General features: G+C 65.0%; 18 protein-coding genes. 12 read left to right on the forward strand and 6 right to left on the reverse strand.

Annotated features, from left to right (window positions below; genetic code table 11):
- Nucleotides 1-30: 30 nt before the first annotated feature.
- The 4 genes from C8C93_RS02865 to C8C93_RS02880 all read left to right on the forward strand — a co-directional run bounded on the left by C8C93_RS02865 (nucleotide 31) and on the right by C8C93_RS02880 (nucleotide 5,216).
- Nucleotides 31-2,511, forward strand: a complete 2,481-nt coding sequence (locus C8C93_RS02865; protein WP_121508631.1) for a DNA internalization-related competence protein ComEC/Rec2 — start codon at nucleotides 31-33, stop codon at nucleotides 2,509-2,511.
- 67 nt (nucleotides 2,512-2,578) lie between these two features.
- A complete protein-coding gene (locus C8C93_RS02870) occupies nucleotides 2,579-4,114 on the forward strand; it encodes a circularly permuted type 2 ATP-grasp protein (RefSeq protein ID WP_121505847.1) in 1,536 nt (511 codons plus the stop codon).
- 2 nt (nucleotides 4,115-4,116) lie between these two features.
- Nucleotides 4,117-4,263: an alpha-E domain-containing protein gene (locus C8C93_RS02875; protein WP_121505848.1), complete on the forward strand. Its 147-nt coding sequence runs from the start codon at nucleotides 4,117-4,119 to the stop codon at nucleotides 4,261-4,263.
- Nucleotides 4,257-5,216 (forward strand): alpha-E domain-containing protein, encoded by a 960-nt coding sequence (locus C8C93_RS02880; protein WP_121505849.1) that lies wholly within the window; start codon nucleotides 4,257-4,259, stop codon nucleotides 5,214-5,216. Before C8C93_RS02875 ends, C8C93_RS02880 begins: the two co-directional genes overlap by 7 nt.
- Here the strand turns inward: C8C93_RS02880 and C8C93_RS24905 are convergent.
- The 3 genes from C8C93_RS24905 to C8C93_RS02890 are packed head-to-tail and all read right to left on the reverse strand — an operon-like array spanning nucleotide 5,182 to nucleotide 6,972.
- Nucleotides 5,182-5,673, reverse strand: coding sequence for a hypothetical protein (locus C8C93_RS24905; RefSeq protein WP_147433720.1), 492 nt, complete (start codon nucleotides 5,671-5,673; stop codon nucleotides 5,182-5,184). The genes C8C93_RS02880 and C8C93_RS24905 overlap by 35 nt on opposite strands.
- 6 nt (nucleotides 5,674-5,679) lie before the next feature.
- The gene (locus C8C93_RS25200; protein ID WP_233559228.1) at nucleotides 5,680-6,012 is read right to left on the reverse strand and encodes a VF530 family DNA-binding protein; all 333 of its coding nucleotides are present in this window, start codon (nucleotides 6,010-6,012) and stop codon (nucleotides 5,680-5,682) included.
- A 42-nt stretch (nucleotides 6,013-6,054) separates the two neighbouring features.
- Nucleotides 6,055-6,972, reverse strand: coding sequence for a LysR family transcriptional regulator (locus C8C93_RS02890; RefSeq protein WP_055400927.1), 918 nt, complete (start codon nucleotides 6,970-6,972; stop codon nucleotides 6,055-6,057).
- 176 nt (nucleotides 6,973-7,148) lie between these two features.
- On the opposite strand from C8C93_RS02890, the gene C8C93_RS02895 reads away from it, so the two are divergent.
- The 4 genes from C8C93_RS02895 (at nucleotide 7,149) to C8C93_RS02910 (ending at nucleotide 14,643) form a co-directional block, all read left to right on the forward strand.
- Nucleotides 7,149-8,027: an alpha/beta hydrolase gene (locus tag C8C93_RS02895; RefSeq protein WP_199726976.1), complete on the forward strand. Its 879-nt coding sequence runs from the start codon at nucleotides 7,149-7,151 to the stop codon at nucleotides 8,025-8,027.
- Nucleotides 8,028-8,527: 500 nt separating this feature from the next.
- Nucleotides 8,528-9,781 (forward strand): efflux RND transporter periplasmic adaptor subunit, encoded by a 1,254-nt coding sequence (locus C8C93_RS02900; protein ID WP_121505850.1) that lies wholly within the window; start codon nucleotides 8,528-8,530, stop codon nucleotides 9,779-9,781.
- Nucleotides 9,782-9,809: 28 nt separating this feature from the next.
- Entirely contained in the window at nucleotides 9,810-13,043 is a 3,234-nt protein-coding gene (locus tag C8C93_RS02905; protein ID WP_121505851.1) for an efflux RND transporter permease subunit, read from the forward strand.
- Nucleotides 13,044-13,143: 100 nt separating this feature from the next.
- Nucleotides 13,144-14,643, forward strand: coding sequence for an efflux transporter outer membrane subunit (locus C8C93_RS02910; RefSeq protein WP_233559229.1), 1,500 nt, complete (start codon nucleotides 13,144-13,146; stop codon nucleotides 14,641-14,643).
- Nucleotides 14,644-15,636: 993 nt separating this feature from the next.
- On the opposite strand, the gene C8C93_RS02920 is transcribed toward C8C93_RS02910, so the two are convergent.
- Complete coding sequence (locus C8C93_RS02920; protein ID WP_121505853.1) at nucleotides 15,637-16,809, reverse strand: pyridoxal phosphate-dependent aminotransferase; 1,173 nt, start codon at nucleotides 16,807-16,809, stop codon at nucleotides 15,637-15,639.
- 88 nt (nucleotides 16,810-16,897) lie between these two features.
- Here C8C93_RS02920 and C8C93_RS02925 point away from each other — a divergent pair, with 88 nt between their 5' ends.
- From C8C93_RS02925 to C8C93_RS02940, 4 genes are all read left to right on the forward strand, one after another.
- Nucleotides 16,898-18,334: an NAD-dependent succinate-semialdehyde dehydrogenase gene (locus C8C93_RS02925; protein ID WP_121505854.1), complete on the forward strand. Its 1,437-nt coding sequence runs from the start codon at nucleotides 16,898-16,900 to the stop codon at nucleotides 18,332-18,334.
- A gap of 232 nt (nucleotides 18,335-18,566) precedes the next feature.
- Nucleotides 18,567-19,115, forward strand: a complete 549-nt coding sequence (locus tag C8C93_RS02930) for a MarR family winged helix-turn-helix transcriptional regulator (RefSeq protein WP_121505855.1) — start codon at nucleotides 18,567-18,569, stop codon at nucleotides 19,113-19,115.
- On the forward strand, nucleotides 19,112-19,795 hold the full coding sequence (locus tag C8C93_RS02935; protein WP_121505856.1) for a GNAT family N-acetyltransferase: 684 nt from the start codon (nucleotides 19,112-19,114) through the stop codon (nucleotides 19,793-19,795). The genes C8C93_RS02930 and C8C93_RS02935 overlap by 4 nt, the downstream gene beginning before the upstream one ends.
- A 211-nt stretch (nucleotides 19,796-20,006) precedes the next feature.
- Nucleotides 20,007-20,351: a PepSY domain-containing protein gene (locus C8C93_RS02940; RefSeq protein ID WP_121505857.1), complete on the forward strand. Its 345-nt coding sequence runs from the start codon at nucleotides 20,007-20,009 to the stop codon at nucleotides 20,349-20,351.
- Nucleotides 20,352-20,471: 120 nt separating this feature from the next.
- Here C8C93_RS02940 and C8C93_RS02945 read toward each other — a convergent pair whose 3' ends face one another.
- On the reverse strand, nucleotides 20,472-21,437 hold the full coding sequence (locus C8C93_RS02945; protein WP_055399553.1) for a porin: 966 nt from the start codon (nucleotides 21,435-21,437) through the stop codon (nucleotides 20,472-20,474).
- Nucleotides 21,438-21,919: 482 nt separating this feature from the next.
- Nucleotides 21,920-23,128, reverse strand: coding sequence for an FAD-binding oxidoreductase (locus C8C93_RS02950; RefSeq protein ID WP_121505858.1), 1,209 nt, complete (start codon nucleotides 23,126-23,128; stop codon nucleotides 21,920-21,922).
- Nucleotides 23,129-23,131 lie beyond the last annotated feature (3 nt).

Genomic DNA, 23,131 nt, shown 5'->3' on the forward strand with positions numbered 1-23,131 from the left:
GATGGCGCCGTGGCCAGCGAAAGCTCCGCGATGGTCGCCGCCGTTCCCTGGCGCTTGCCTGCGTGGCTGCTGGGGGCCGTATTGGGGGCCGCGCTGCAGCTGCAGCAGCCGGTGTTGTGGCCCGGGGTGGTCTACGGGGCGGATCTGGTGGCGGCGTGTGTGGTGGGCGGGTGCGCGCGGGCAGCGTCCAGACGCAGCAGATGGGGCGCTCATGCTGCCACCGCGCTGGCCGTGGGCGCCGGAGTGCTGGTGATGTTCGCCCTGTGTGGGCTGCGCGCTGTGGACTATGCGGCCCAGGGCCTCGCGCCCGCTCTGGAGGGCCAGGACATCCGGGTGACCGGCGTGGTGGCGGCCATGCCCCAAACCAACGAGGCTGGCACCTGCATCCGCGTGGACGTGGAGGCCGCGCGCCTGAACGGTGCCCCGGTGACGCTGCCGCCGCGCATCGATGTGGCCTGGTACGGCGGCCCGTTCCGCGATGCGGCCGGAACCTTGGACCTGCAGCGTCCACCGCCCGCCCTGAAAGCCGGCGACCGCTGGGCGTTGACGGTGCGTCTGAAGGCGCCGCACGGGCTGCGCAACCCCCATGGTTTTGACTACGAGTTGTGGATGTGGGAGCAGGGCGTGCAGGCCACAGGCTACGTGCGTGCAGGGCCCAAGGACGAGCCGCCGGAGTTTGTGGCTGCAACCTGGCGGCATCCGGTGGAGCGGGCGCGGCAGTCGGTGCGCGATGCGATCCTGGAGCGCCTGGCGGGCGACCAGGATGGCAGTGACCCGGCCCGCACGCGCGTTGCGGGCGTGGTGGCGGCGTTGGTGACGGGTGACCAGCGCGCCATTGACCGTGCCGATTGGGATGTGTTCCGCGCCACGGGCGTGGCTCACCTCATGAGCATCTCCGGGCTTCACATCACCTTGTTTGCCTGGCTGGCCGCGCTGGTGGTGGGTGCCCTGTGGCGGCGTTCCACCCGGCTGTGCCTGGCGGTGCCCGCGCCCTCTGCAGCACTGGCCGCCGGGGTGGTGCTGGCGGCAGCCTACGCGCTGTTCAGCGGCTGGGGCGTGCCTGCAGAGCGCACGGTGATCATGCTGGCGGCCATTGCCGTGCTGCAGCTCAGCGGCCGCCGCTGGCCCTGGCCGCAGGTGTGGCTGTGGGCCTGTGCAGCTGTGGTGGTGGCAGACCCGTGGGCGCTGGCGCAGGCAGGCTTCTGGCTGAGCTTTGTGGCGGTGGGTATTCTGTTCGCTACTAATTCAATAGCTGGTAGCGCTTATCCAACCAGCGCTAGGCACCATTTTTATGCATTGATTCGGGAGCAGTGGGTGGTGACGCTGGCGCTCACGCCCCTGACCCTGCTGCTGTTTGGCCAGGTGTCGGTGGTGGGTTTTGCCGCCAACCTGGTGGCGATTCCCTGGGTCACCCTGGTGGTCACCCCGCTGGCGTTGGGCGGCGTGCTGTGGGCGCCCTTGTGGAGCCTGGCCGCCCTCAGTTTGCAGCCGCTGGCAGCTCTGCTGCAATGGCTGGCGTTGTGGCCCTGGGCCGTGGTCTTCCTGCCTGCCGCGCCGTTGTGGGCGGGCATGCTGGCCGTGGCCGGAGGCGCGCTGCTGGCCACGCGCCTGCCCTGGCGGCTGCGGCTGCTGGCATTTCCCCTCCTGTGGCCCGCGCTGTGGTGGCAGCCGGTGCGCCCGGCGGCAGGGCAGTTTGAACTGCTGGCCGCAGACATCGGCCAGGGCAATGCGGTGCTGGTGCGCACCGCCACCCACACGCTGCTGTACGACGCAGGGCCGCGTTTCAGCCGCGAGAGCGACGCGGGCCACCGCGTGCTGGTGCCGCTGCTGCGGGCACTGGGGGAGCGCGTGGACACCCTCATGCTCAGCCACCGCGATGCAGACCACACCGGCGGTGCGGCCGCGGTGCTGGCGCAGCAGCCGCATGCGGAGCTGGTGGGCTCGATCGAGGCAGAGAACACCTTGCAGGCCTTGCGCCCAGTCCAGCCCTGCCTGGCGGGCCAGCGCTGGGAATGGGATGGTGTGGCTTTCGAAGTGCTGCACCCGCAGCCGGACGACGCGGCGGTGCGCAGCGTGCGCCCCAATGCGCTGAGCTGTGTGCTGCGCATCACCTCCGCCGGGCCGCAGGGCGTGTCGGCCTTGCTGGTGGGCGACATCGAAGCCCCGCAGGAACAGGCCCTGCTGGCGCGCGGTGCGGCGCTCCAGGCCGACCTGCTGCTGGTGCCCCACCACGGCAGCAAGACATCATCGTCCCCGGCGTTTCTGGATGCCGTCCAGCCGCGCACTGCTTTGGTGCAAGCCGGGTACCGCAACCGCTTTGGCCATCCAGCCCCGCAGGTGTTGCAGCGCTATCGCCTTCGCGACATCGAGGTGGTGGAGTCTTCGCGCTGTGGCGCCGCGACCTGGGTCTCTGCCAAACCCGCAGCAATAGGGTGTGAACGCGATGCGGGCCGACGCTACTGGCAGCACCAGATGGTGCCCCGGGCGGACTCAGCAGGCGCGATGCCGTAGTGCCACCAGGGGCCGTTTGCAGAGTGTGGGCGCGCAACTTGCTATCCTGTCTTCAGGAGGCCAGTTCATGCAGAAATTTGACGAGATGTACGCCATGCTGCCTTTTGATGGCAGCGATGTGCGGGAACACTACAAGCGCTACGCGCAGTGGTTGAGCAAACAGCCCCCTGATGTGATGCAGGCCCGCAGGGCCGAAGCCGAGATGATCTTCCGGCGCGTGGGCATTACCTTCGCCGTTTACGGCGCAAAGGACGAGGGCGGCGCGGGCAATGAGCGGTTGATTCCGTTTGACCTGATTCCGCGCATCATTCCGGCCCATGAGTGGAGCAGCATGCAGCAGGGGCTGGTGCAGCGGGTCACGGCGCTCAATCGCTTCATCCACGACGTGTACCACGGGCAGGACATCATCCGCGCCGGCATCGTGCCTGCCGACCTCATCCTCAACAACGCGCAGTACCGGCCCGAGATGGCCGGGTTGCATGTGCCGCAGAACATCTACGCGCACATTGCCGGCATCGACATCGTGCGCGCCCCCAACGCGCAGGGCGAGGGCGAGTACTACGTGCTGGAAGACAACCTGCGCGTGCCCAGCGGCGTGAGCTACATGCTGGAAAACCGCAAGATGATGATGCGGCTCTTCCCCGAGCTGTTTAGCCTGCACAAGGTGGCGCCCGTGGCCCACTACCCCGACATGCTGCTCGAAACCCTGCGCGCCAGCGCGCCCGCAGCGGCCGACGAGCCCACGGTGGTGGTGCTCACGCCCGGCATGCACAACAGCGCGTACTTCGAGCATGCCTTCCTCGCGCAGCAGATGGGCGTGGAGCTGGTCGAAGGGCAGGACCTCGTCGTCAAGGACAAGTTCGTCTACATGCGCACCACGCGCGGCCTGCAGCGGGTGGACGTGATCTACCGCCGGGTGGACGACGACTTCCTCGATCCGCAGGTCTTCCGCCGCAACTCCACGCTGGGCTGCCACGGTCTCATGGAGGCCTACCGCGCAGGCAACGTGGGCATCTGCAACGCCGTGGGAACGGGCGTGGCCGACGACAAGTCGGTGTACCCCTACGTGCCCGAGATGATCCGCTTCTACCTGGGGCAGGAGCCCATCCTCAAGAACGTGCCCACGTGGATGTGCCGCAAGCAGGAGGATCTGCAGCATGTGCTGGCCAACCTGAAGGACCTGGTCGTGAAGGAAGTGCACGGCGCGGGTGGCTACGGCATGCTGATCGGCCCGGCCGCAACGCAGGCCGAGATCGAGGACTTCCGCCGTGCGCTGCTGGCCAACCCGGCGGGCTACATCGCCCAGCCCACGCTCAGCCTGTCGAGCTGCCCGACCTATGTGGAAAGCGGCATCGCCCCGCGCCACATCGACCTGCGCCCCTTCGTGCTCAGCGGTCGCGAGGTGCAGATGGCCGCAGGGGGCCTCACGCGCGTGGCACTGCAAGAGGGCTCGCTGGTGGTGAATTCGTCGCAGGGCGGCGGCACCAAGGACACCTGGGTGCTGGGCGAGGGTGCGCCTGCCGCGCAACCCAAGGCCGTGCAATCCCAGTCGCAATCGCAGGGACAAGGTCAGTCGCAAAGTCAATCGCAAGGGAGCCTCTGAACATGCTGAGCCGCACCGCCGACCATCTGTTCTGGATGTCCCGCTACACCGAGCGGGCTGAAAACGCCGCCGAAGGCGGGGTTTCACCACAACACAGCCAGCGTGCGCAGCACGCGCGGGGTTCTCTGCCCGGGGAGGAAAAATGCTAAGCCGCACCGCCGACCATCTGTTCTGGATGTCTCGCTACACCGAGCGGGCTGAGAACACAGCAAGAATGCTCAATGTGAGCTACGAGACCTCCCTGTTGCCCCAGGCTGCCGATGTGGCGCAGAAAGGCTGGGAGGGCCTGCTGTCCATCAGCGAACTGATTCCTGCCTACACCGCCAAGCATGGCGAAGTGACGCCCGCCAACGTGCTGGAGTTCATGGTGCACGATGGCAACAACCCGTCGTCCATTCTGTCGTGCCTGCGCGCCGCACGCGAGAACGCGCGGGCCGTGCGCGGCGCGCTGACCACCGAGGTGTGGGAAACGCAGAACCAGACCTGGCTGGAACTGCACCGTCAACTGGAAGGTGGCGCGTTTGAGCGCGACCCAGGCCAGTTCTTTGAATGGGTGAAGTACCGCTCGCACCTCTCACGCGGCGTGGTGCTGGGCACCATGCTGCAGGACGAGGCGTTTCACTTTTTGCGCATGGGCACCTTCCTGGAGCGCGCGGACAACACCGCGCGCCTGCTGGATGTGAAGTTCCACGCGGTCAACAACGACTTCTTCGGCCGCCCCAGTGACCGCAACCAGGAGAGCGACTTCTACCACTGGAGCGCCATCCTGCGCAGCGTGTCGGCGTTCGAGGTGTACCGCAAGGTCTACCGCGATGTGATCACGCCGGGGCGCGTGGCCGACCTGCTGATCCTGAGCCGCGATATGCCCCGATCGCTGCACGCCTGCCTGCGCGAGGTGGTGGACAACCTGGCCGTGCTGGCCAACGGTCAGTCCGCCGAAACCAGCCGCAGGGCAGGGCGCTTGCTGGCCGACCTGCAGTACGGTCGCATCGACGAGATCCTGGCCACGGGTCTGCACGCGTTCCTCACGCAGTTCCTGGACCGGGTCAACGACCTGGGTGGCGGTATCAGCCGTGATTTTCTGGTGACGTCCGGCGATTGAAAACCAGCATGGCCGCGCCATGCAAGGCCAGCCCCGCTGCGTAGGGAATGAGCGGTGCCCAGGGAGAGCCCAGCCAGGCTCTTGCCTGCGCGCCACGCAGCCAGTCGGGCATTACTGCGCCCCAAGGGGCGTGCAGGCTCGTCTGCAAAAACCCATGGGTCGTGAGCCCCAGACCAACAGTCGCGCCCAGAGCGATGCCGTAGGCCACTGACAGCTTGCGGCGACCCGCCATGGCCATGAAGGCTGCACTGAAGAAAACCCCCAAGAACATGGTGGCCAGCCACGCCACAGGCCACCATCCCGCATCACCCCTTCCGGACTGAGCCGCCAGCAAAGCATTGAACCCACCGATGACGCCCAGCGTTAGCAGGGGGACCAGAAAATTGCGATACCGTGCGCTCAGCCGTGCCGAATACGCATTCGGGGTTGGCGATGTTTGGGGCGTGGTAGCGCGCATTGCCAGTCATTCTTGCGCGTTGCGCCGCTGGTCGCGCAGCATGAAGAGGTAAAGGCTCTCGACCTTCTCACGCGCCCAGGGGGTTTTGCGCAAAAACTTGAGGCTGGAGCCCACGCTGGGGTCGATCTGAAAGCAGCGGATGGGGATCTGTCGGCCCAGCTCGTCCCTGCCAAAATAGTCTGCCAGGCCCACTACCATGGCTTCCAGCGTTACGCCGTGCAGGGGGTTGCGGGGCTGTTTGGCAGAAGCTGCTGGAGGTGTGGGCTCAGCAGCTTGCGCGGTGTGGCCGCCCTCGTTGGTGCGCGCGTCAGGGGTGGGGGTGGACTCGGTAGCGTTCATGGGCCCAAGCATAAAGGCCCCGCCCGCCTTTGTGTAATGCCTTCACTGCGTGCGTTGCAGGTGGGTCTCGCGTTGAAACAGCTCGGCCGCCCAGTCCACAAACGCACGCACCTTGGCGCTCAGGTGGCGGTTGGGTGGATACACCACGTACACAGGCAGTGGCGGCTGGGTCCACTCGGGCATCAGCCGCACCAGGGCGCCATTTTGCAGGTGTTGTTGCGCCTGGTAGCTGGTGATCTGCCCGATACCCAGCCCCGCCAGCACGGACGTCACATAGGCATTGGCTTCATTCACGCTCAACTGGTAGGGACCCGTGATGTCGATGGATTCGGAGCCCTTGACGAACTCCAGCGGGTAGTGCCGGCCGCTTTGCGGAGAAAAATAGATCACGCTGGCGTGTTTTTCCTCAATCTCCAGCGGATGGGTGGGCGTGCCCTTGCGCGCCAGATAGTCGGGCGATGCCACCGTGATGAACTCCAGGTTGCCCACCCGCCGCGCCACCAGCGACTGGTCGCTGAGCTCGCCACCGCGAATCACGCAGTCCACGTTGTCTCCGATCAGGTCCACGATGCGGTCGCTCACCCCCAGGTCCACCTGGATGTCCGGGTACCGTGCATGAAACTCTGCCAGGTTCGGAATGATGAGCAGCTGTGCCACCGACGTGCCGACATCGATGCGCAGGCGACCGCGCGGATTGGCGCGTGCATTGGTCATGCTGGCCTCGATGTCATCCAGGTCGGTCAGCAGCCGGACGGTGCGGTCGTAGTAGGCGGCGCCGTCGGGCGTCACCGTCACGCGCCGCGTGGTGCGGTTGAGCAGCTTTACGCGCAGGCGCTCCTCCAGCGCCTGCACATGCTTGGTCACGGTGGCTTTGGGCAGCGATAGCGAATCCGCTGCCCGGGTAAACGTGCCGGCCTCCACCACCCGCACGAATATGCGCATGGCCTGTATTTGGTCCATGGCTTCTCCTTGAATCTGGAACGTCAGCACCCACCAGTGGGTGCTGCGGAATTCTCACACGGGCACTGCCATTTGATTGTTGAGCTTTTGGAAACAGTGCGGTGGTGTTTGACCTGTTTATCTGAAAGGCCCGAGCCACTACATTTCATCCATCGTCAATCCAATGGGTACATGCCATGCAGCCCGACCAGCCGTCCTCGCTATCTTCCACATTGCCACCCGTTGCCAAACCCACCGAAGGGGGCAAGGCCGCCTCCGTGTGCTCCGACTCCACTATTGAAGTGACCAAGGGGCAGGATGTGGCCGTGCGCATGTATGGGCGCAAGAAGACGGGCCAGGCGTCGCCGGTGGTGGTGCATTTTCATGGAGGCGCATTTACCTCGGGGGGGCTGGACAACGGCTGCACCGTGGCCTCGCTGCTGGAAGGTGTGGGGGCCGTTGTGGTGTCGGTGGCGTACCCGCTCACCCCGTTCCCGCAGCCGGTGGACACGGGCTATGACGTGCTCAAGTGGGTGCACCGCAACCGCACCAAGCTCGGCGGGCAAGGTGCACTGGTCTACCTGGCGGGTGAAGAAGCGGGCGGCAATCTGGCTGCGGCTGTGGGGCTGATGGCGCGCGACCAGTCGCACCCGCCGCTGGCCGGGCAGATCCTGCTCTCGCCCATGCTGGACCCGTGTGTGGGCACAGCCTCGCTGCGCGAAGCCACGGGCAATGCCACTGGCTGCAAATGGGCCGAAGGCTGGCGCAATTTTCTGCGTTGCCCGCGCGATGCCGAGCACCCCTATGCAGTGCCTGCCGCAGCACACCGTCTGGCCGGCTTGCCGCCTACGCTGGTGCTGGTGGGCGACACCGACCCCATGCACGATGAGGCACTGGCCTATGCCGCCCGGCTGGAGGCGGCGGGCCTGCAGGTGACCCGCCATGTTTTCTCGAAAACGGCGCAGTGGCCCGATGCCTTGCTGCAAACCGGCCCCCACGAATGCCCTTGCGCAACCGGTGCGCAGGAACAGTTCCGCATGTTCTTTGAAGCCACCCGATGTCCGGTGCCTTCCTGAGACCCTGAACCCGGCAAGGCTGTCTCCAGAAAGTCATTGACCTCAACTTTGGTTGAGGTTTGATACTGCGGCCTTACCGCCAACCACCTGGTTATCAACGCTGATTTTTCCGGCCCACACGTGCCGGAGGGAGAAGCTTTGCCCACGTATTTCTGCACACCGAGCCCATCAGGGCGCAGACGGCGGGCAGGTGCCATTGATGTCAACGATACATACGGAGGAAATCACACCATGAACAACCCGTTGGGCGACTTGCCTGTCTTCAGCCACGGCTGTCACAACACACAGTGTTGCCGCGTCTTCTGACGTCGGTTCTCAGTGTCCCGGCGGTGTGCCGCCGGGGCCTTGACTTTGCCACGGTGTCATTGCCGAGACTGCCCATCTGCCCACGGTTGTGACACCTTTTTTGACTCTTGTCGGCACAACGCCACCTACCGGGGCGCGGCAGAAAACCTCCACCGGCTCGCTCCACAAGGGCGGCCTTAACGATTGAAACGACCATGAACTCCAATCCTCTCTCCAAGAGCCGCCCGCTGGGCCTTGCCACCCTTGCCACTGCTGTGACGGCCACCGTGGCCGCCATCATCCTTGTGTTCCAGGCGCCCGCCGCCCAGGCCGATGGCACCCCTGCTGCGCCCCCGGCCATGCCGGTGTCGGTGGCGGCCGTGCTCCAAAAAGACATCGCCCTGTGGGACGAGTTTTCCGGCCGTCTCGAAGCCGTGCAGCGCGTGGACGTGCGCCCGCGCGTCTCGGGCGCCGTGCAGGCCGTGCACTTCCGCGAAGGCTCGCTGGTCAAGCAGGGCGAGCTGCTCGTGACGGTGGACCCCGCCCCTTACGCCGCCGAAGTGGACCGCGCCGAAGCCCAGGTGGTGGCTGCACAGGCACGCGTGTCGTACACCCGCAGCGAACTGGAGCGCGCCACGCGCCTGCTCGAAGAAAAAGCCATCGCCCAGCGCGAGCACGATGAGCGCCTGAACGCCCAGCGCGAAGCCGATGCCAACCTGCGCGCCGCCCAGGCCGCGCTGCAGACCGCCAAGCTGAACCTGGGCTACACCCAGGTGCGCGCCCCGGTGGCGGGCCGTGTGGGCCGCATCGAAGTCACCGTGGGCAATCTGGTGGCGGCCGGTGCGGGCGCCCCCGTGCTGACCACGCTGGTGTCCGTGAGCCCCATCTACGCGAGCTTCGACACCGATGAGCAGATCGTGGTGAAGGCCCTGGCAGACCTGCAAAGCGGCCAGCGCGGCAACAGCGCCCGCCAGCTCATCGAGCGCATCCCCGTGCAGATGGGCACGGGCACCACGGGCGGCACGCCGCACGCCGGTCGCCTGCAGCTCATCGACAACCAGGTCGATGCCAAGAGCGGCACCGTGCGCGTGCGCGCCGTGTTCGACAACGAAGACGGCTCGCTCATCCCCGGCCAGTTCGCCCGCATCCGCATGGGCCAGGCCCGCAACACCCAGGCGCTGCTCATCAACGAGCGTGCCGTGGGCACCGACCAGAACAAGAAGTTCGTGATGGTGGTGGGCGAGGGCAACAAGGCCGAATACCGCGAGGTCACCCTGGGTGCGCCGATTGACGGCCTGCGCGTGGTCACGTCGGGTCTGAAGGCGGGCGAGAACATCGTCGTCAACGGCCTGCAGCGCGTGCGCCCCGGTGCCGTGGTGGCGCCGCAGCCTGTGCCCATGACCGCCAAGGCCGAGATTGCGGGTGATCGCAAGGAAGCCAAGAACGCAGCCAAGTCGCCAGCGGCCTGAGCCAGAGCGACCGGAGGAATTTGCATCCATGAACCTATCCCGCTTTTTCATCGACCGCCCCATCTTCGCTGGGGTGCTGTCGGTGCTCATCTTCCTCGGGGGGCTCATCGCATTGCGCGGTCTGCCCATCTCCGAATACCCTGAAGTCGCGCCGCCCTCCGTGGTGGTACGCGCACAGTACCCGGGCGCCAACCCCAAGGTGATCGCCGAGACCGTGGCCACGCCGCTGGAGGAATCCATCAACGGCGTGGAAGGCATGCTCTACATGGGCAGCCAAGCCACCACCGACGGCGTGATGACGCTGACGGTGACCTTTGCCCTCGGCACCGACCCCGACAAGGCCCAGCAGTTGGTGCAAAACCGCGTCTCGCAGGCCGAGCCGCGCCTGCCCGAGGAAGTGCGCCGCCTGGGTGTCACCACCGTCAAGAGCGCGCCCGACCTGACCATGGTGGTCCACCTGGTCTCGCCCAACAACCGCTACGACATCGACTACCTGCGCAACTACGCGGTGCTCAATGTGAAGGACCGGCTGGCCCGCATCGGCGGCGTGGGTCAGGTGCAGATCTTCGGCGGTGGCGACTACTCCATGCGCGTCTGGCTCGACCCGCAAAAGGTCGCGCAGCGCGGCCTCTCGGCCAGTGATGTGGTGACCGCCATCCGCGGCCAGAACGTGCAGGCCGCCGCTGGCGTGGTGGGCGCATCGCCCGGCCTGCCCGGCGTGGACCTGCAACTGTCCATCAACGCACAGGGCCGTCTGCAGACCGAAGAAGAGTTCGGCGACATCATCGTCAAGACCGGTGCCGACGGTGCGGTGACGCGCCTGCGCGACATCGCCCGCCTGGAGCTGGGCGCGGCCGACTACTCGCTGCGCTCGCTGCTCAACAACGACCCCGCCGTGGGCATGGGCGTGTTCCAGGCGCCGGGCTCCAACGCGCTGGACATCTCGTCCAACGTGCGCAAGACCATGGACGAGATCCAGAAGAACATGCCCGAAGGCGTGGAATACCGCATTGCGTACGACCCCACGCAGTTTGTGCGTGCCTCGATCAAGTCCGTGATCCACACGCTGCTCGAAGCCATCGCCCTCGTGGTGCTGGTGGTGATCCTGTTCCTGCAGACCTGGCGCGCATCCATCATCCCGCTGCTGGCTGTGCCGGTGTCGGTGGTGGGTACGTTTGCGGTGCTGCACCTGCTGGGCTTCTCGATCAACGCCTTGAGCCTGTTCGGCCTGGTGCTGGCCATCGGCATTGTGGTGGACGATGCCATCGTGGTGGTGGAGAACGTGGAGCGCAACATCGAGGCGGGATTGACCCCGCGCGAGGCCACCTACCGCGCCATGCGTGAAGTGTCCGGCCCCATCATCGCGATTGCGCTGGTGCTGGTGGCGGTGTTCGTGCCGCTGGCCTTCATCAGTGGCCTCACAGGCCAGTTCTACAAGCAGTTCGCGGTGACCATCGCGATCTCCACGGTGATCTCGGCGATCAACTCGCTGACCCTGTCGCCCGCCCTGTCAGCACTGCTGCTCAAGGGCCACAACGAGCCCAAGGACGCGCTCACGCGCGGCATGGACAAAGTGTTCGGTGGCCTGTTCCGCGGCTTCAACCGCCTGTTCCACCGTGGCTCCGAGGCCTACAGCGGCGGCGTCAAGCGCGTGATCGGCCGCAAGGCGCTGATGTTCGTGATCTACCTCGCGCTGGTGGGGGCCACCATGGGCCTGTTCAAGATCGTGCCCGGCGGCTTCGTGCCCGCGCAGGACAAGCAGTACCTGATCGGCTTTGCGCAGTTGCCCGACGGCGCCACGCTGGACCGCACCGAGAACGTGATCCGCCGCATGGGCGAGATCATGAAGGAGAACCCCAACGTCGAAGACGCGATTGCCTTCCCGGGCCTGTCGATCAACGGCTTCACCAACAGCTCCAACGCCGGCATCGTGTTCGCCACGCTCAAGCCCTTTGCCGAGCGCACCCGCGCCGACCAGAGCGGCGGCGCGGTGGCAGGCCAGCTGAACCAGGCCTTTGGCAGCATCCAGGACGCGTTCATCGCCATGTTCCCGCCACCCCCGGTGGCGGGCCTGGGCACCACGGGCGGCTTCAAGCTGCAGATCGAAGACCGTGCCTCGCTGGGCTACGAAGCCATGGACGGCGCCGTGAAGGCCTTCATGGCCAAGGCCTACCAGACGCCCGAGCTGACCGGCATCTTCAGTAGCTGGCAGGTCAATGTGCCGCAGCTGTACGCCAACATCGACCGCACCAAGGCACGCCAGCTCGGTGTGCCGGTAACGGACATCTTTGACACGCTGCAGATCTACCTGGGCAGCCTCTATGCCAACGACTTCAACCAGTTCGGCCGCACCTACAGCGTACGCGTGCAGGCCGATGCGGCCTACCGCGCGCGGGCTGAGGATGTGGGCCTGCTCAAGGTGCGTTCCAGCACCGGCGAGATGGTGCCCCTGTCGGCGCTGATGAAGATGGAGCCGAGCTTCGGCCCCGAACGTGCCATGCGCTACAACGGCTACCTGGCTGCTGATGTGAACGGCGGCCCTGCACTCGGTTATTCATCGGGCCAGGCGCAGGCCGCCATCGAGCGCATCGCGGCTGAGACGCTGCCCCAGGGCATCACCTTCGAGTGGACCGAGCTGACCTACCAGGAAATCCTGGCGGGCAATTCTGCCGTGCTGGTGTTCCCTCTGGCCATCCTGCTGGTGTTCCTGGTGCTGGCCGCGCAGTACGAAAGCCTCACCTTGCCGATTGCCATCATCCTGATCGTGCCCATGGGCATCCTGGCGGCCATGACCGGGGTGTGGCTGAGCAACGGCGACAACAACGTGTTCACGCAGATCGGGCTCATCGTGCTGGTGGGGCTGTCAGCGAAGAACGCGATCCTGATCGTGGAGTTTGCGCGTGAGCTGGAGTTCGCCGGGCGCACCCCCGTGCAGGCCGCCATCGAGGCCAGCCGTCTGCGCTTGCGCCCCATCCTGATGACCTCGCTGGCCTTCGTCATGGGTGTGCTGCCCCTGGTGCTGTCCACCGGCGCGGGCGCCGAAATGCGCAGCGCCATGGGCGTGGCGGTGTTCGCCGGGATGATTGGTGTGACGGCCTTTGGCCTGTTCCTCACGCCCGTGTTCTACGTGCTGCTGCGCAAGCTGGCTGGCAACCGCCCGCTGGTGGAGCATGGCGCGCATGTGGCGCCCATCTCGCACACCCCGGGCAGCGGCGGCATTGCCCACCCGGTGCTGGCAGCGCCGCGCAAGGAGCACGAATGATGCTTTTGAAAACGGTGACAACAAAAATCTTTGTGGCCCTCGCCACGTGCTCCGCGCTGCCGAATGCAGCGGGCGTAACGACTGGGGCAGGAGAACAACCATGACCGATTTGCTATTGAAGAAAAACTCCACCGAGGGTGCTGCCTTTGGCGTGCGCAAGCGCAGCCTGCTGGCGCCCCTGGCCGCCGCCCTGGTGCTGGCCGGTTGCATGACCCAGCCCGTGGCCCCCGCGCCGCATGCGGGTGTGCCCGTGCCCGCCAGCTTCACGGCAGGGGGCGACGCGCTGTCCACGGCCCCCTGGACGGTGGCCGTCCCAGCCGAGGCACAGCCACGCGGCGAGTGGTGGCTGGGCTTTCAAGACCCGGTGCTGGCCGACCTGGTGCAGCGCGCGGGCCAGGCCAACACCAGCATCCAGCAGGCCGCCGCGCGGCTGGCCGAAGCGCGCACGCTGCTGCGTTCTGCTGACGCCGCGCGCTCGGTGCAAGTGGGCGCCTCGGCGGGCGTTGCGCGCCAGGCCGGTGCCAACAGCACGGGCAGCGTGGTGCCATCCACGCTGGGCACGGCGGGGCTCAATGCCTCGTACGAGCTGGACCTGTTCGGCCGCCTCTCGCAAACCAGCGACGCCGCGCGCTTGGACGCCGACACGCGCGAGGCCTTGCTGCAGAGCACGCGCCTTATGGTGCAGGCTGATGTGGCGCAAACCTACCTGCAGCTGCGCGCCGTGCAGGCCGAGCAGGTGCTGGTGCAAGAGAGCTTGGCCGCCTACCAGGACACCCTGCGCTTGACGCAGCGCCGCCTGCAAGCCGGCGATGTGGCCGAGCTGGACGTGGCCCGTGTACAGACCGAGGTGGCGGCCACCGAGTCCGATGCCCTGGCCTTGCAGCGCCAGCAGGCCCTGCTGACCAACGCGCTGGCCGTGCTGGCTGGCGAGGTGGCCAGCGGCTTTGTGCTGCCGCCCGCGACGGGCGATGCCGCGTTGCCGGTGATTCCGCCGGGCGTGCCCGGCACGGTGCTGGCGCGCCGGCCCGATGTGTCGGCCGCGCAAACTGCCGTGCTGGCCGCGCAAGCGCGTGTGGGCGTGGCGCAGAAGGCGTGGTTCCCGGCCGTCACGCTCACCGGCAATGCGGGGCATGCGTCGCCCGAGCTGGGTGACCTGTTCAAGTGGTCGGCCCGTGCCTGGGGCGTGAGTGCGCTGCTGTCGCTGCCGATCTTTGACGGCGGCCAGCGCGATGCACAGATCGAGGGCGCCAAGGCCCGCCTGGAGGCTGCGCTGGCGGACCATCGGGGGCAGGTGCTGAACGCGTTTCGTGACGTGGAGGACCAGCTGACCTCGCTGCGGCTGCTGTCTGGCCAGGCCGATGCGCAGGGGCGGGCGGTGACGGCAGCGCGGCGGGCCACGCAGTTGTCGGATGTGCGGTATCGCAATGGGCTGGTGAGCCAGCTGGAGTTGCTGGACGCGCGGCGCAGCGAGTTGCGCAACCGGCGGCAGGAGTTGCAGGTGCGGACGGCGCAGTATGTGGCGACGGTGGGGTTGATTCGGGCGCTCGGAGGCGGGTGGGGGGATCAGCCTGCTGTGAAGTTGGCGCAGGTGTCGCAGTAGTTTTTTGAGTGATTTTGGCTGCTGGCGCTTATCTATAAAGCGCTGGCAGCTATTGTTTTTGTAGTTCTTTGTTCTTGGGGACCCGTTCGGCCTGAGCTTGTCGAAGCCTTGGCGTGCTGGTTTGAAAAGCATGCTCGGGTTGAGGGCGGGAGCCGGGTTGTCGCCCCGGCAGGCGACTCACTTTCTTTTGCTTCGCCAAAAGAAAGTAAGCAAAGAAAAGGCGACCCCCAGTCTGCGACCCCTGCGCTGCGCTCCGGGGCAAACCTGCGGCGGGGCGGTTGCGGGGTGCGCCGTGGAACTCGCTTTGCTGCTGCGCAGCGCCGCTCGGACAACCACGGCGATTCAGTTCACGAAGCACGCGCGCTCCGACGCGCGTGCCACCCCACAACCGCCCCGCCGCAGGCGCAGCCAGCAGGGGTGGACAACCGAACATCCAACAGCCGAACAGCCACACGGGCCATCGCTGCGCTCGGCCCAGCTTTCGCAGCGCGTGGCGCTTGCGCCCGCGAGATGGGGCCGAGCGAAGCAATGGCCCGTGTGGAAGTCCGCTCCCCCGGGTTCCCTTCTGGATGCGCCTGGGGCGCGCAGGGCGCGGGGTGGCATGCGCGTCGGAGCGCGCATGCTTCGTGAACTGACTCACCGCAGTTGTCCGAGCGGAGCGCCGCAGGCGCGCAGCGAGTTCTGCGGTGCACCCCGTGACCGAGCACCCCAGGTTGCCCCGCAGCGCAGCGAAGGGGTCGCAGACAGTAGGGTCGCCCTTTCTTTGGTTCCTTTCTTTCGGCGACGCGAAAGAAAGGGACTCGCCCGCCGGGGCGACATCCCGGCCTCTGCCCTCAACCCAAGCACGCCGCCCAAACTAGAGAACGAGCTTCCACCGGCTCCGACAAGCTCAGCGCGAACGGGAAGGAGAGCCCCAATAACTATAAAAACAATAGCTGCTAGCGCTTATTCCAAAAGCGCCAGCAGCCAAAATCGTTCAAAAATCCCTTTCCATCACCCCTTCAACCACCCCCTCAACCTCCCCACCCCTTCCCCCAACCTCCCCACATCCCGGCTCGCAAAACACCACCGCAACCACCCCTGTGCCTCGCCCCCGAACGCACTGCCCGGCGCCAACCCCAACCCCGCCTCCCGCACCAGCAGCTTGGCCAGCGTCAGGCAGTCGTCGTAACCGTCGATGCGGAAGAACGCATACATGCCCCCACGCGGCGTGGCCACCGACACCCCCGGCACATCGGCCAGCAGCGGCACCAGCGTGTCCCGGCAGCTCTTCAGATGCGCCACCAGCGCAGGCGTCACCTCCTCCGTGCGCTGCAGCGCCACCGTGGCCCCGCGCTGCACAAACACCGGCGCGCACGAGGTGTTGAACTCGATCAGCTTGCCAACGGCATGCGTCAGCGATGGCGGCAACACCAGCCACCCCAGGCGCCAGCCGGTCATCAAAAAACTCTTGGAAAAACTGTGCGTCACCACTAGGCGGTCCTCGGGCTCGGCCACGTCCAGAAAGCTGGGTGCGGCGCCGTTGGCCGTGTCGCCTGCGTAGTACAGCCGCTCGTACACCTCGTCTGCCAGGATCCACGTGCCCGTGCGACGGCAATGCGCCAGGATGGTGGCTTGCTCCTCGCGCGTCAGTGTCCAACCCGTGGGGTTGTTGGGGGCGTTGACGACCAGCAGGCGCGTGCCGGGCGTGATGGCGGCCAGCAGCGCGTCCATGTCCAGGCGCCATGCGCCGTGCACGTCGGCCACCAGCGGCACGGTGTGCACCTGCGCCCCCAGAATGCGCGGCTGCGCCACCAGGTTGGGCCACACGGGCGTCACCAGCACCACTTCGTCGCCCGCGTCCACCAGGGCCTGCACGGCCACCATCAGGCCGTTCACGCCGCCGGATGTCACTGCGATGCGGTCAAACCACGCATCGGTATGCTGCTGCGGGTGCAGACCGTGCATGTAGCCCGCAATCGCGTGGCGCAGTTCGGGCAGACCCAGGTTGTGGGCGTAAAAGGTCTCGCCCTTTTGCAGTGAGGCAATGGCCGCGTCGCGGATGAAATCGGGCGTCACCTCGTCGCTCTCGCCGAACCAGAACTTCAGCACATCGCTGCGCCCCAGGCCTTCGTTGGCCACTTCGCGGATGCGCGACTCTTCGAGGCTTTGGACTACTTCTCGCATGCAATCTCCTTGAAATACACAGCCATCATCGCAGGCGTATAGTCGTTTTTTTGATTTTTTCACCACCTTGGCTGACCAACCAACGCTCATGACCTATCCCAACACCCAGCTCTTCATCGCAGGCCAGTGGCAAGACGCCGCTGAAGGCAAGACCCTTGCCGTGTTCAACCCCGCCACGGGCAAGGAAATCGGCCGCGTGGCCCATGCCACCAAGGTCGATCTGGACCGCGCGCTGGACGCCGCACAAAAGGGTTTTGAAGCTTGGCGCGACATGCCTGCCGCCGAGCGCGCCAAGACCATGCGCCGCGCAGCGGCCCTGATGCGCGAGCGCGCCGAGGCCATTGCCGCCATCATGGTGCAAGAGCAGGGCAAGCCCCTGGCGGAGGCCAAGGTCGAGACCATGGCGTCTGCCGACATCATCGAATGGTTTGCCGACGAATCGCTGCGTGTGTATGGCCGCATCGTGCCCTCGCGCAACCTCAAGGCCACGCAGCTGGTGCTGAAGGACCCGGTGGGCCCCGTGGCCGCGTTCACGCCCTGGAACTTCCCCATCAACCAGGTGGTGCGCAAGCTGGCCGCCGCGCTGGGTGCAGGCTGCTCGATTCTGGTGAAGGCGCCTGAGGAAACCCCCGCCAGCCCCGCCGAGCTGATCCGCGCGTTTGCCGATGCCGGCGTGCCCGCAGGCACCGTGGGCCTGGTATACGGCGACCCCGCTGAAATCTCCAGCTACCTCATCCCGCACCCCATCATCCGCAAGGTCACCTTCACCGGCTCCACGCCCGTGGGCAAGCAGCTGGCCGCGCTGGCGGGCAAGCACATGAAGCGCGTGACGATGGAGCTGGGCGGCCACGCCCCGGTCATCATTGCGGAAGACGCCGACCTGGAACTGGCCATCAAGATCGGCAGCGGGGCCAAGTTCCGCAACGCAGGCCAGGTCTGCATCTCGCCCACCCGCTATCTGGTGCACGAGAGCATCCGTGCCGACTTCGTGGCTGCCTTCGCCAAGTACGCGCAGGGCCTGAAGGTGGGCGATGGCCTCACGGCCGGCACGCAGATGGGCCCGCTGGCCAACCCCCGCCGCATCACGGCGATGGCCGACCTGATGGCCGACGCCGTGCAGCAGGGCGCCACGCTGGTGACGGGTGGCGAGCGCATTGGCAGCGAAGGCAACTTCTTCCAGCCCACGGTGCTGAACGACGTGCCCCTGTCGGCCCGCATCGTGAATGAAGAGCCCTTCGGCCCCGTGGCCGCGATTCGCGGGTTCGAGAAGATTGAAGACGCCATTGCCGAAGCCAATCGCCTGCCGTTTGGCCTGGCCGGTTATGCCTTCACTTCGTCGCTGAAGAACGCGCACCTGTTGGCGCAGCGCCTGGAAGTGGGCATGTTGTGGATCAACCAGGCCGCCGCGCCCGCAGCCGAGCTGCCGTTTGGCGGGTTGAAAGATTCGGGCTATGGCTCGGAAGGCGGCCCCGAGGCCATCGAGGCGCACCTGAACACGCGCCTGGTCTCGATCATGAACGTGTAAGGACGAAACGCCGGAGAGCTGGCGCGGCTGGACTGTCGCGCGCAGCCCGGCTGCGGGTGTGGCCAAGTCAAAGCCTGCGCGCGATCTTTCAGGAGCCTTCCTGCGAGATCGTCCGCAGGCGTTTGTTTTTGCGCGCTGAACCAGTCTGGCAAGCAGTGCCAGGGCAGCCGCGAAGAAATCGATTGACGTGGCCTGTCAAATACATATCATGATATATATCTAAGGAAAAAACATGATCCAAGATGTCGTCAAGGAACTCGGATTCCTCACCCTCGGCACCCGCTTCAAGCGTATTGGCGAGGCGCTGCAGGCGCAAACGCAGGCACTGTTGACCCAGCACGGCATCGACATGCCTGCAGCGCACTTCCCGCTGTTGGCGGCGCTGGATTGGCATGGTGCGCTGGGGGTGGGCGAGCTGAGCCAGGCCGTCGGCGTCAGCCAGCCGGTGGTCACGCGCTCCTTGAAAGGGCTGGAAGACAGCGGGCTGGTGCAGTCGGAGGCGGTGGAGGGTGACCGGCGTGTGCGCCGCGTGGCGCTCAGCTCGCAAGGCCAGGCACTTGTGCAGCGGGCGCAACGCGATGTCTGGCCCGTGCTGGAAGCCTCCGTAGCCCAGGTGTGTGCGTCGCTTGAAGGCCCCTTGCTGGACCAGTTGGAGGCGCTGGAGGCGGGGCTCGCGCGCACCTCGCTGCTGCAGCGCTCGGCTGTCACCATCGCCGCAGAGCACGCCACAGGCCGTCGCAAGAAAACTCCCCGTGCCCCAGGAAAGGAAACAGCACGATGACCACCACCAACCCCTTCGACCGGCCCGTCTGGGCATCGCTGACCTCCACTCCCGGCCTGGCAGAAGGTGGCGACCTGGCCAAGCGCTACCGGCGGGACGTCAACCTGTTTGCTTCGGCCCGGGATGACGCCGATGACGCCAGCCTTGCCGCGCTGGCCGGCCTGGTGGCCGAGGGGGAATCGGTCCTCGTGCTGCAAGCGCAGCCCGTGCCGGTGCCCCAGGGGCTGCAGGCCCTTCGCCGCGCCGTGGGCGTGCAGATGCTGGCCGGGCGGGCTATTGCAGCCGAGCCCGGCGCGGAGGCCGTCGTCGTGCTGGGTGATGCCGATGCTGCCGCCATGCTGGCCCTGGCGCAGTTGACTGAGCCCGGCCCGTTCCTTGCGCACACCCACACCATGGGCCGCTTTGTGGGCATCCGGTCCGAAGGTCTGCTGGTGGCCATGGCGGGTGAACGCATGCGTTTTGAAGGCGGCACCGAAGTGAGCGGCGTGTGTGTCCACCCCGAGTTTCGAGGGCGCGGTTATGCCCGCCGGCTTTCATCCGTGGTGGCCCACGCCATTCAACAGCGGGGGGACCAGCCTTTTTTGCATGCGTGGACCACGAATGAAGCCGCCATTGCCTTGTACGAAAGCCTGGGGTTTGAAATCCGCACGGAGGTGCAGGTGGCTGTCTTGGGAAAATAAGGCAGTAGACCGGCTGAGGACACGCCATCCCAGACCGTCGCATTTTATGCTGGCCATCTCAAGGGGCTAAGCGGACTTGAGACAATGATATTCTGAAGAGTGAAAATAAAATGCACCGAACCATTGATATTTTTTGCGGGATCAATTGAGTTAAGCAAAAATTAATCTGGCATGGCTAGCATGAAACCATCATTCCATTGGAGGCCTGTCGATGAACCATGCTGTGAGAAACGTCGCTGCGAGTGCGGTGGGAGCCTTGGCCTTGGCTGTGTCCGCGCTGGCGGCGGAGGCCGGCAAGCCGCCCGTCCAGTCGGCGGGGCCATCCAGTTTCAGCCGCGAGCGCACTGAAGATGTGTGTACGCGGGAGCCGCGAAGCCAGTGGTTGCCTGAGGCGGAAATGCGCCTGCTGGCGGAGTTTCGTGGCTACAAAATCGCCACGTTCAAAATCGCCAATGGCAGTTGCTACGAAATATACGGATTCAAGAGTGGCAATATGGTTGAGGCCTATGTCGATCCTGTCACGTCGAAACTCGTGCGGCAGAATATTGCCAAATAAAACCGCTGCAAAAAGGCCGGATGCTGTAGCGTAAAAAAACCCCGCACTCCGAAGAAGTGCGGGGGTAAATAGCTGTATGTCTGCCCTCCCACCAGTTAGGGCAGCAGCGGGATCAGGCCATCAGAAGTTGTGGCGCACACCCATCGCGAAGGAGCTGAAGTCGTTGCCCGCAGTGGCCACGCCATAGCTGGCGTTGTGGTTGTTGTTGATGCGGGTGTAGTACGTGTAGATCTTGGTGCGCTTGCTCAGGTTGTAGTTGTAGCCCACGGTGTACTGGGTGGCGGCGCTGTCGGCCACGTTGGAGTACTTGCCGGCACGGCCCACGTTCAGGTGGAATTCCGACACGCCCATGATGTAGGCACCCGACAGGCGCACGTTGGTGCGGTTGCCGCCGTTGGCGAAGAACACGTTCTTGTCGCGCTGCACGTAGGCGCCCACCACGAAGGGGCCGGTCGAGTACGAAGCACGCACCGCGAACTGGTTCTGGTCGTCCAGCTTGGAGTAACCGGCGCCCAGGCCCAGCTTGCCGATTTCGTAGTTGGCAGCCAGGTCGAGGCTGTTCTTGCCGCCGGTGCCGCTGGCTTGCTCATGCATGGCCCAGCCGGCTTCGAACGTGGCGCCGCCCAGGCTGGGGGCGCGATAGGCGATCTTGTTTGCGTCGCGGGCAGGGTAGGCGTACAGCGCATCCGACGACGAACCGGTGTCGTGGTTGTGGTTGCTGATGAAGTCAGCGGTGGCGTAGTAGGACTCTGAAGTGAAGTTGCCCAGACGCAGCATGCCGAAGCCACCGGCAAGGTTCACTTCGCTCTGGCGGCCGAAGAAGGTGGAGCTTGTGGCGCCGGTGCTGGAGTCAAAGCCGCTTTCCAGTTGGAAGCCTGCCATCAAACCGCCGCCCAGGTCTTCCTGGCCCTTGAAGCCGAAGCGGGAGGAGTTGTTGAACAGGCCGGTCTTGGACACATTGCCTTCTTTTTGGTGCTCGAACGTGGTGTTGACCCGGCCGTACAGGGTGACGCTGCTCTGTGCAAAGGCAGCAGACGTACCCACCAAGGCCAGCGCGGCGAGGGCGCAGCGGTTAATCGTTTTCATTAGCAAGGTTTCCTTAAATCAAATTTTGTTTGATGACAAATAATCACCGGCCAAAAACGCACAGGGGTGATGCTTTCGGGCCGTCGCTACAAGCAAGTTTGATGCCTGTGGTGATGTGATCGTTGCACTTTGCAACGGAGGGGGATGCTAATGGCCTATTTGTATGTCCGCCACAGGGGTAAACACCTTTTACCCGTGGGGGTGTTGGTGCTGTGCAACGAAATGGAACATTTTTCCTGCAGCGCCCCGGCTGGGCTCTCGGGCGCTTCGTCGATGCCGATGGTGCAGGCCCGTCCGGGCGAGCACCGATGCGGCGCACGAGGCTCGTCTGTGGCCGCACGCCCTACACGCGGCGTGTGGGTGGTGTAAGCCTGATCGCGTGCAGTTCCGACGATCAAGTATTCACAGGCTTCAGAGACTTCGGGGCCAATCAAATGCTCGGATGGATATGGCGCCTATCAGGAGCGATATTTCTGAGGCGGCTAGATAATCGCTTCTACCAAGGCGCGGGCCATGGCGGGTGCTGTTGAGTATTTGCCGGTGTCGACGGATATATAGTGTCCGAGTCTTTGAATGCCATATTCCGAACGGGAGTGCAGTGTGGAATCTCGGTCCGAAAGCACACCTTGCCCGACAGCAAAGACCCATCCGCCTTGAATGGTGGAGCGCTCCGCTTGCTCGCGAATTTGCGCTACCCACGGTAACAAGGATTGGAGATGGTCGCAAATGGAGTTTGGCAAGTTCTCCAAGTTCTGGGCAGTCAAATGAGGCTCCGGTGGTGAAATATCGGAGCTGTCCACGCGCAAGCCATCGGAATACCAGGAGAGATAAAAATCCCGCCCATTGTAATTTTTGATGTCTCCGAAGGGGCCAGTGGCAATGACCACGCAAGGCGTATGAACCGGTTCTTTGGTGCGCAAGAACAGGGATTGGCGGTATCTGTGTGACCAAGCTCCCGTGGGCTCCAGCCCAGCAGTCCGGTCTATGGCCAATCGGCCTTGCCACAGCGAGTTGATGACGTAGTCGAATGGTCCAAAGATGCCTTCGGAAGTTTCAATTTCCCACTTGCCGTCGATTCCATCTTTTGCGGGGCGCACCGCCGTGATGCGGGTTTTCATAAACTGCTGGATCGATGCTTCTGCATCCATTGCAGGTATGAATCGTTCAGCCACCCAATTGGTGTCAACGGATCTCTCAGGAGTCCGAAAGCCCGCAACAATATCTGTCGATGAGGTCAATCCAGCCAGTTCAGAAGTGCTCAGCGGGTGAACCCGACTGTCAGACGCATCTGCCAGGTATTGCGCCGCATCTGGGTGATTGCGTACACGCTCGACGACCTTCTCCATGTACGTCTTCATTTCTGCTGCAGATGTCACGGATTTGCGGTGACACAGGTACAGATCATCTTCGGAAGTGATTGCTGGAGCGAGGGATGTGCCGACCAATTCCTCGATCAAGGGGCGAAATTTGAGCCCGCCGGGAATGACACGGTCTGCAGTGCTCAGGGACGGATCTGCGCTGTAGAGGCAGCCTAAGTGGATTTTCCCTTCATTCCATCGGCTCGCTGCGCTGAATGGTTGCTCTGCCATATCGAAGACAGATACTTCGATTCCTTTGCGGGCCAGAAATATCGCAGTCGAACAGCCCATGATTCCGGCGCCAAGGACGGCAATTCGGGAAGTCTTTCGCATTTA

The sequence above is a fragment of the Acidovorax sp. 93 genome, from assembly GCF_003633835.1.
GTDB classification, from domain to species: domain Bacteria; phylum Pseudomonadota; class Gammaproteobacteria; order Burkholderiales; family Burkholderiaceae_C; genus Acidovorax; species Acidovorax facilis.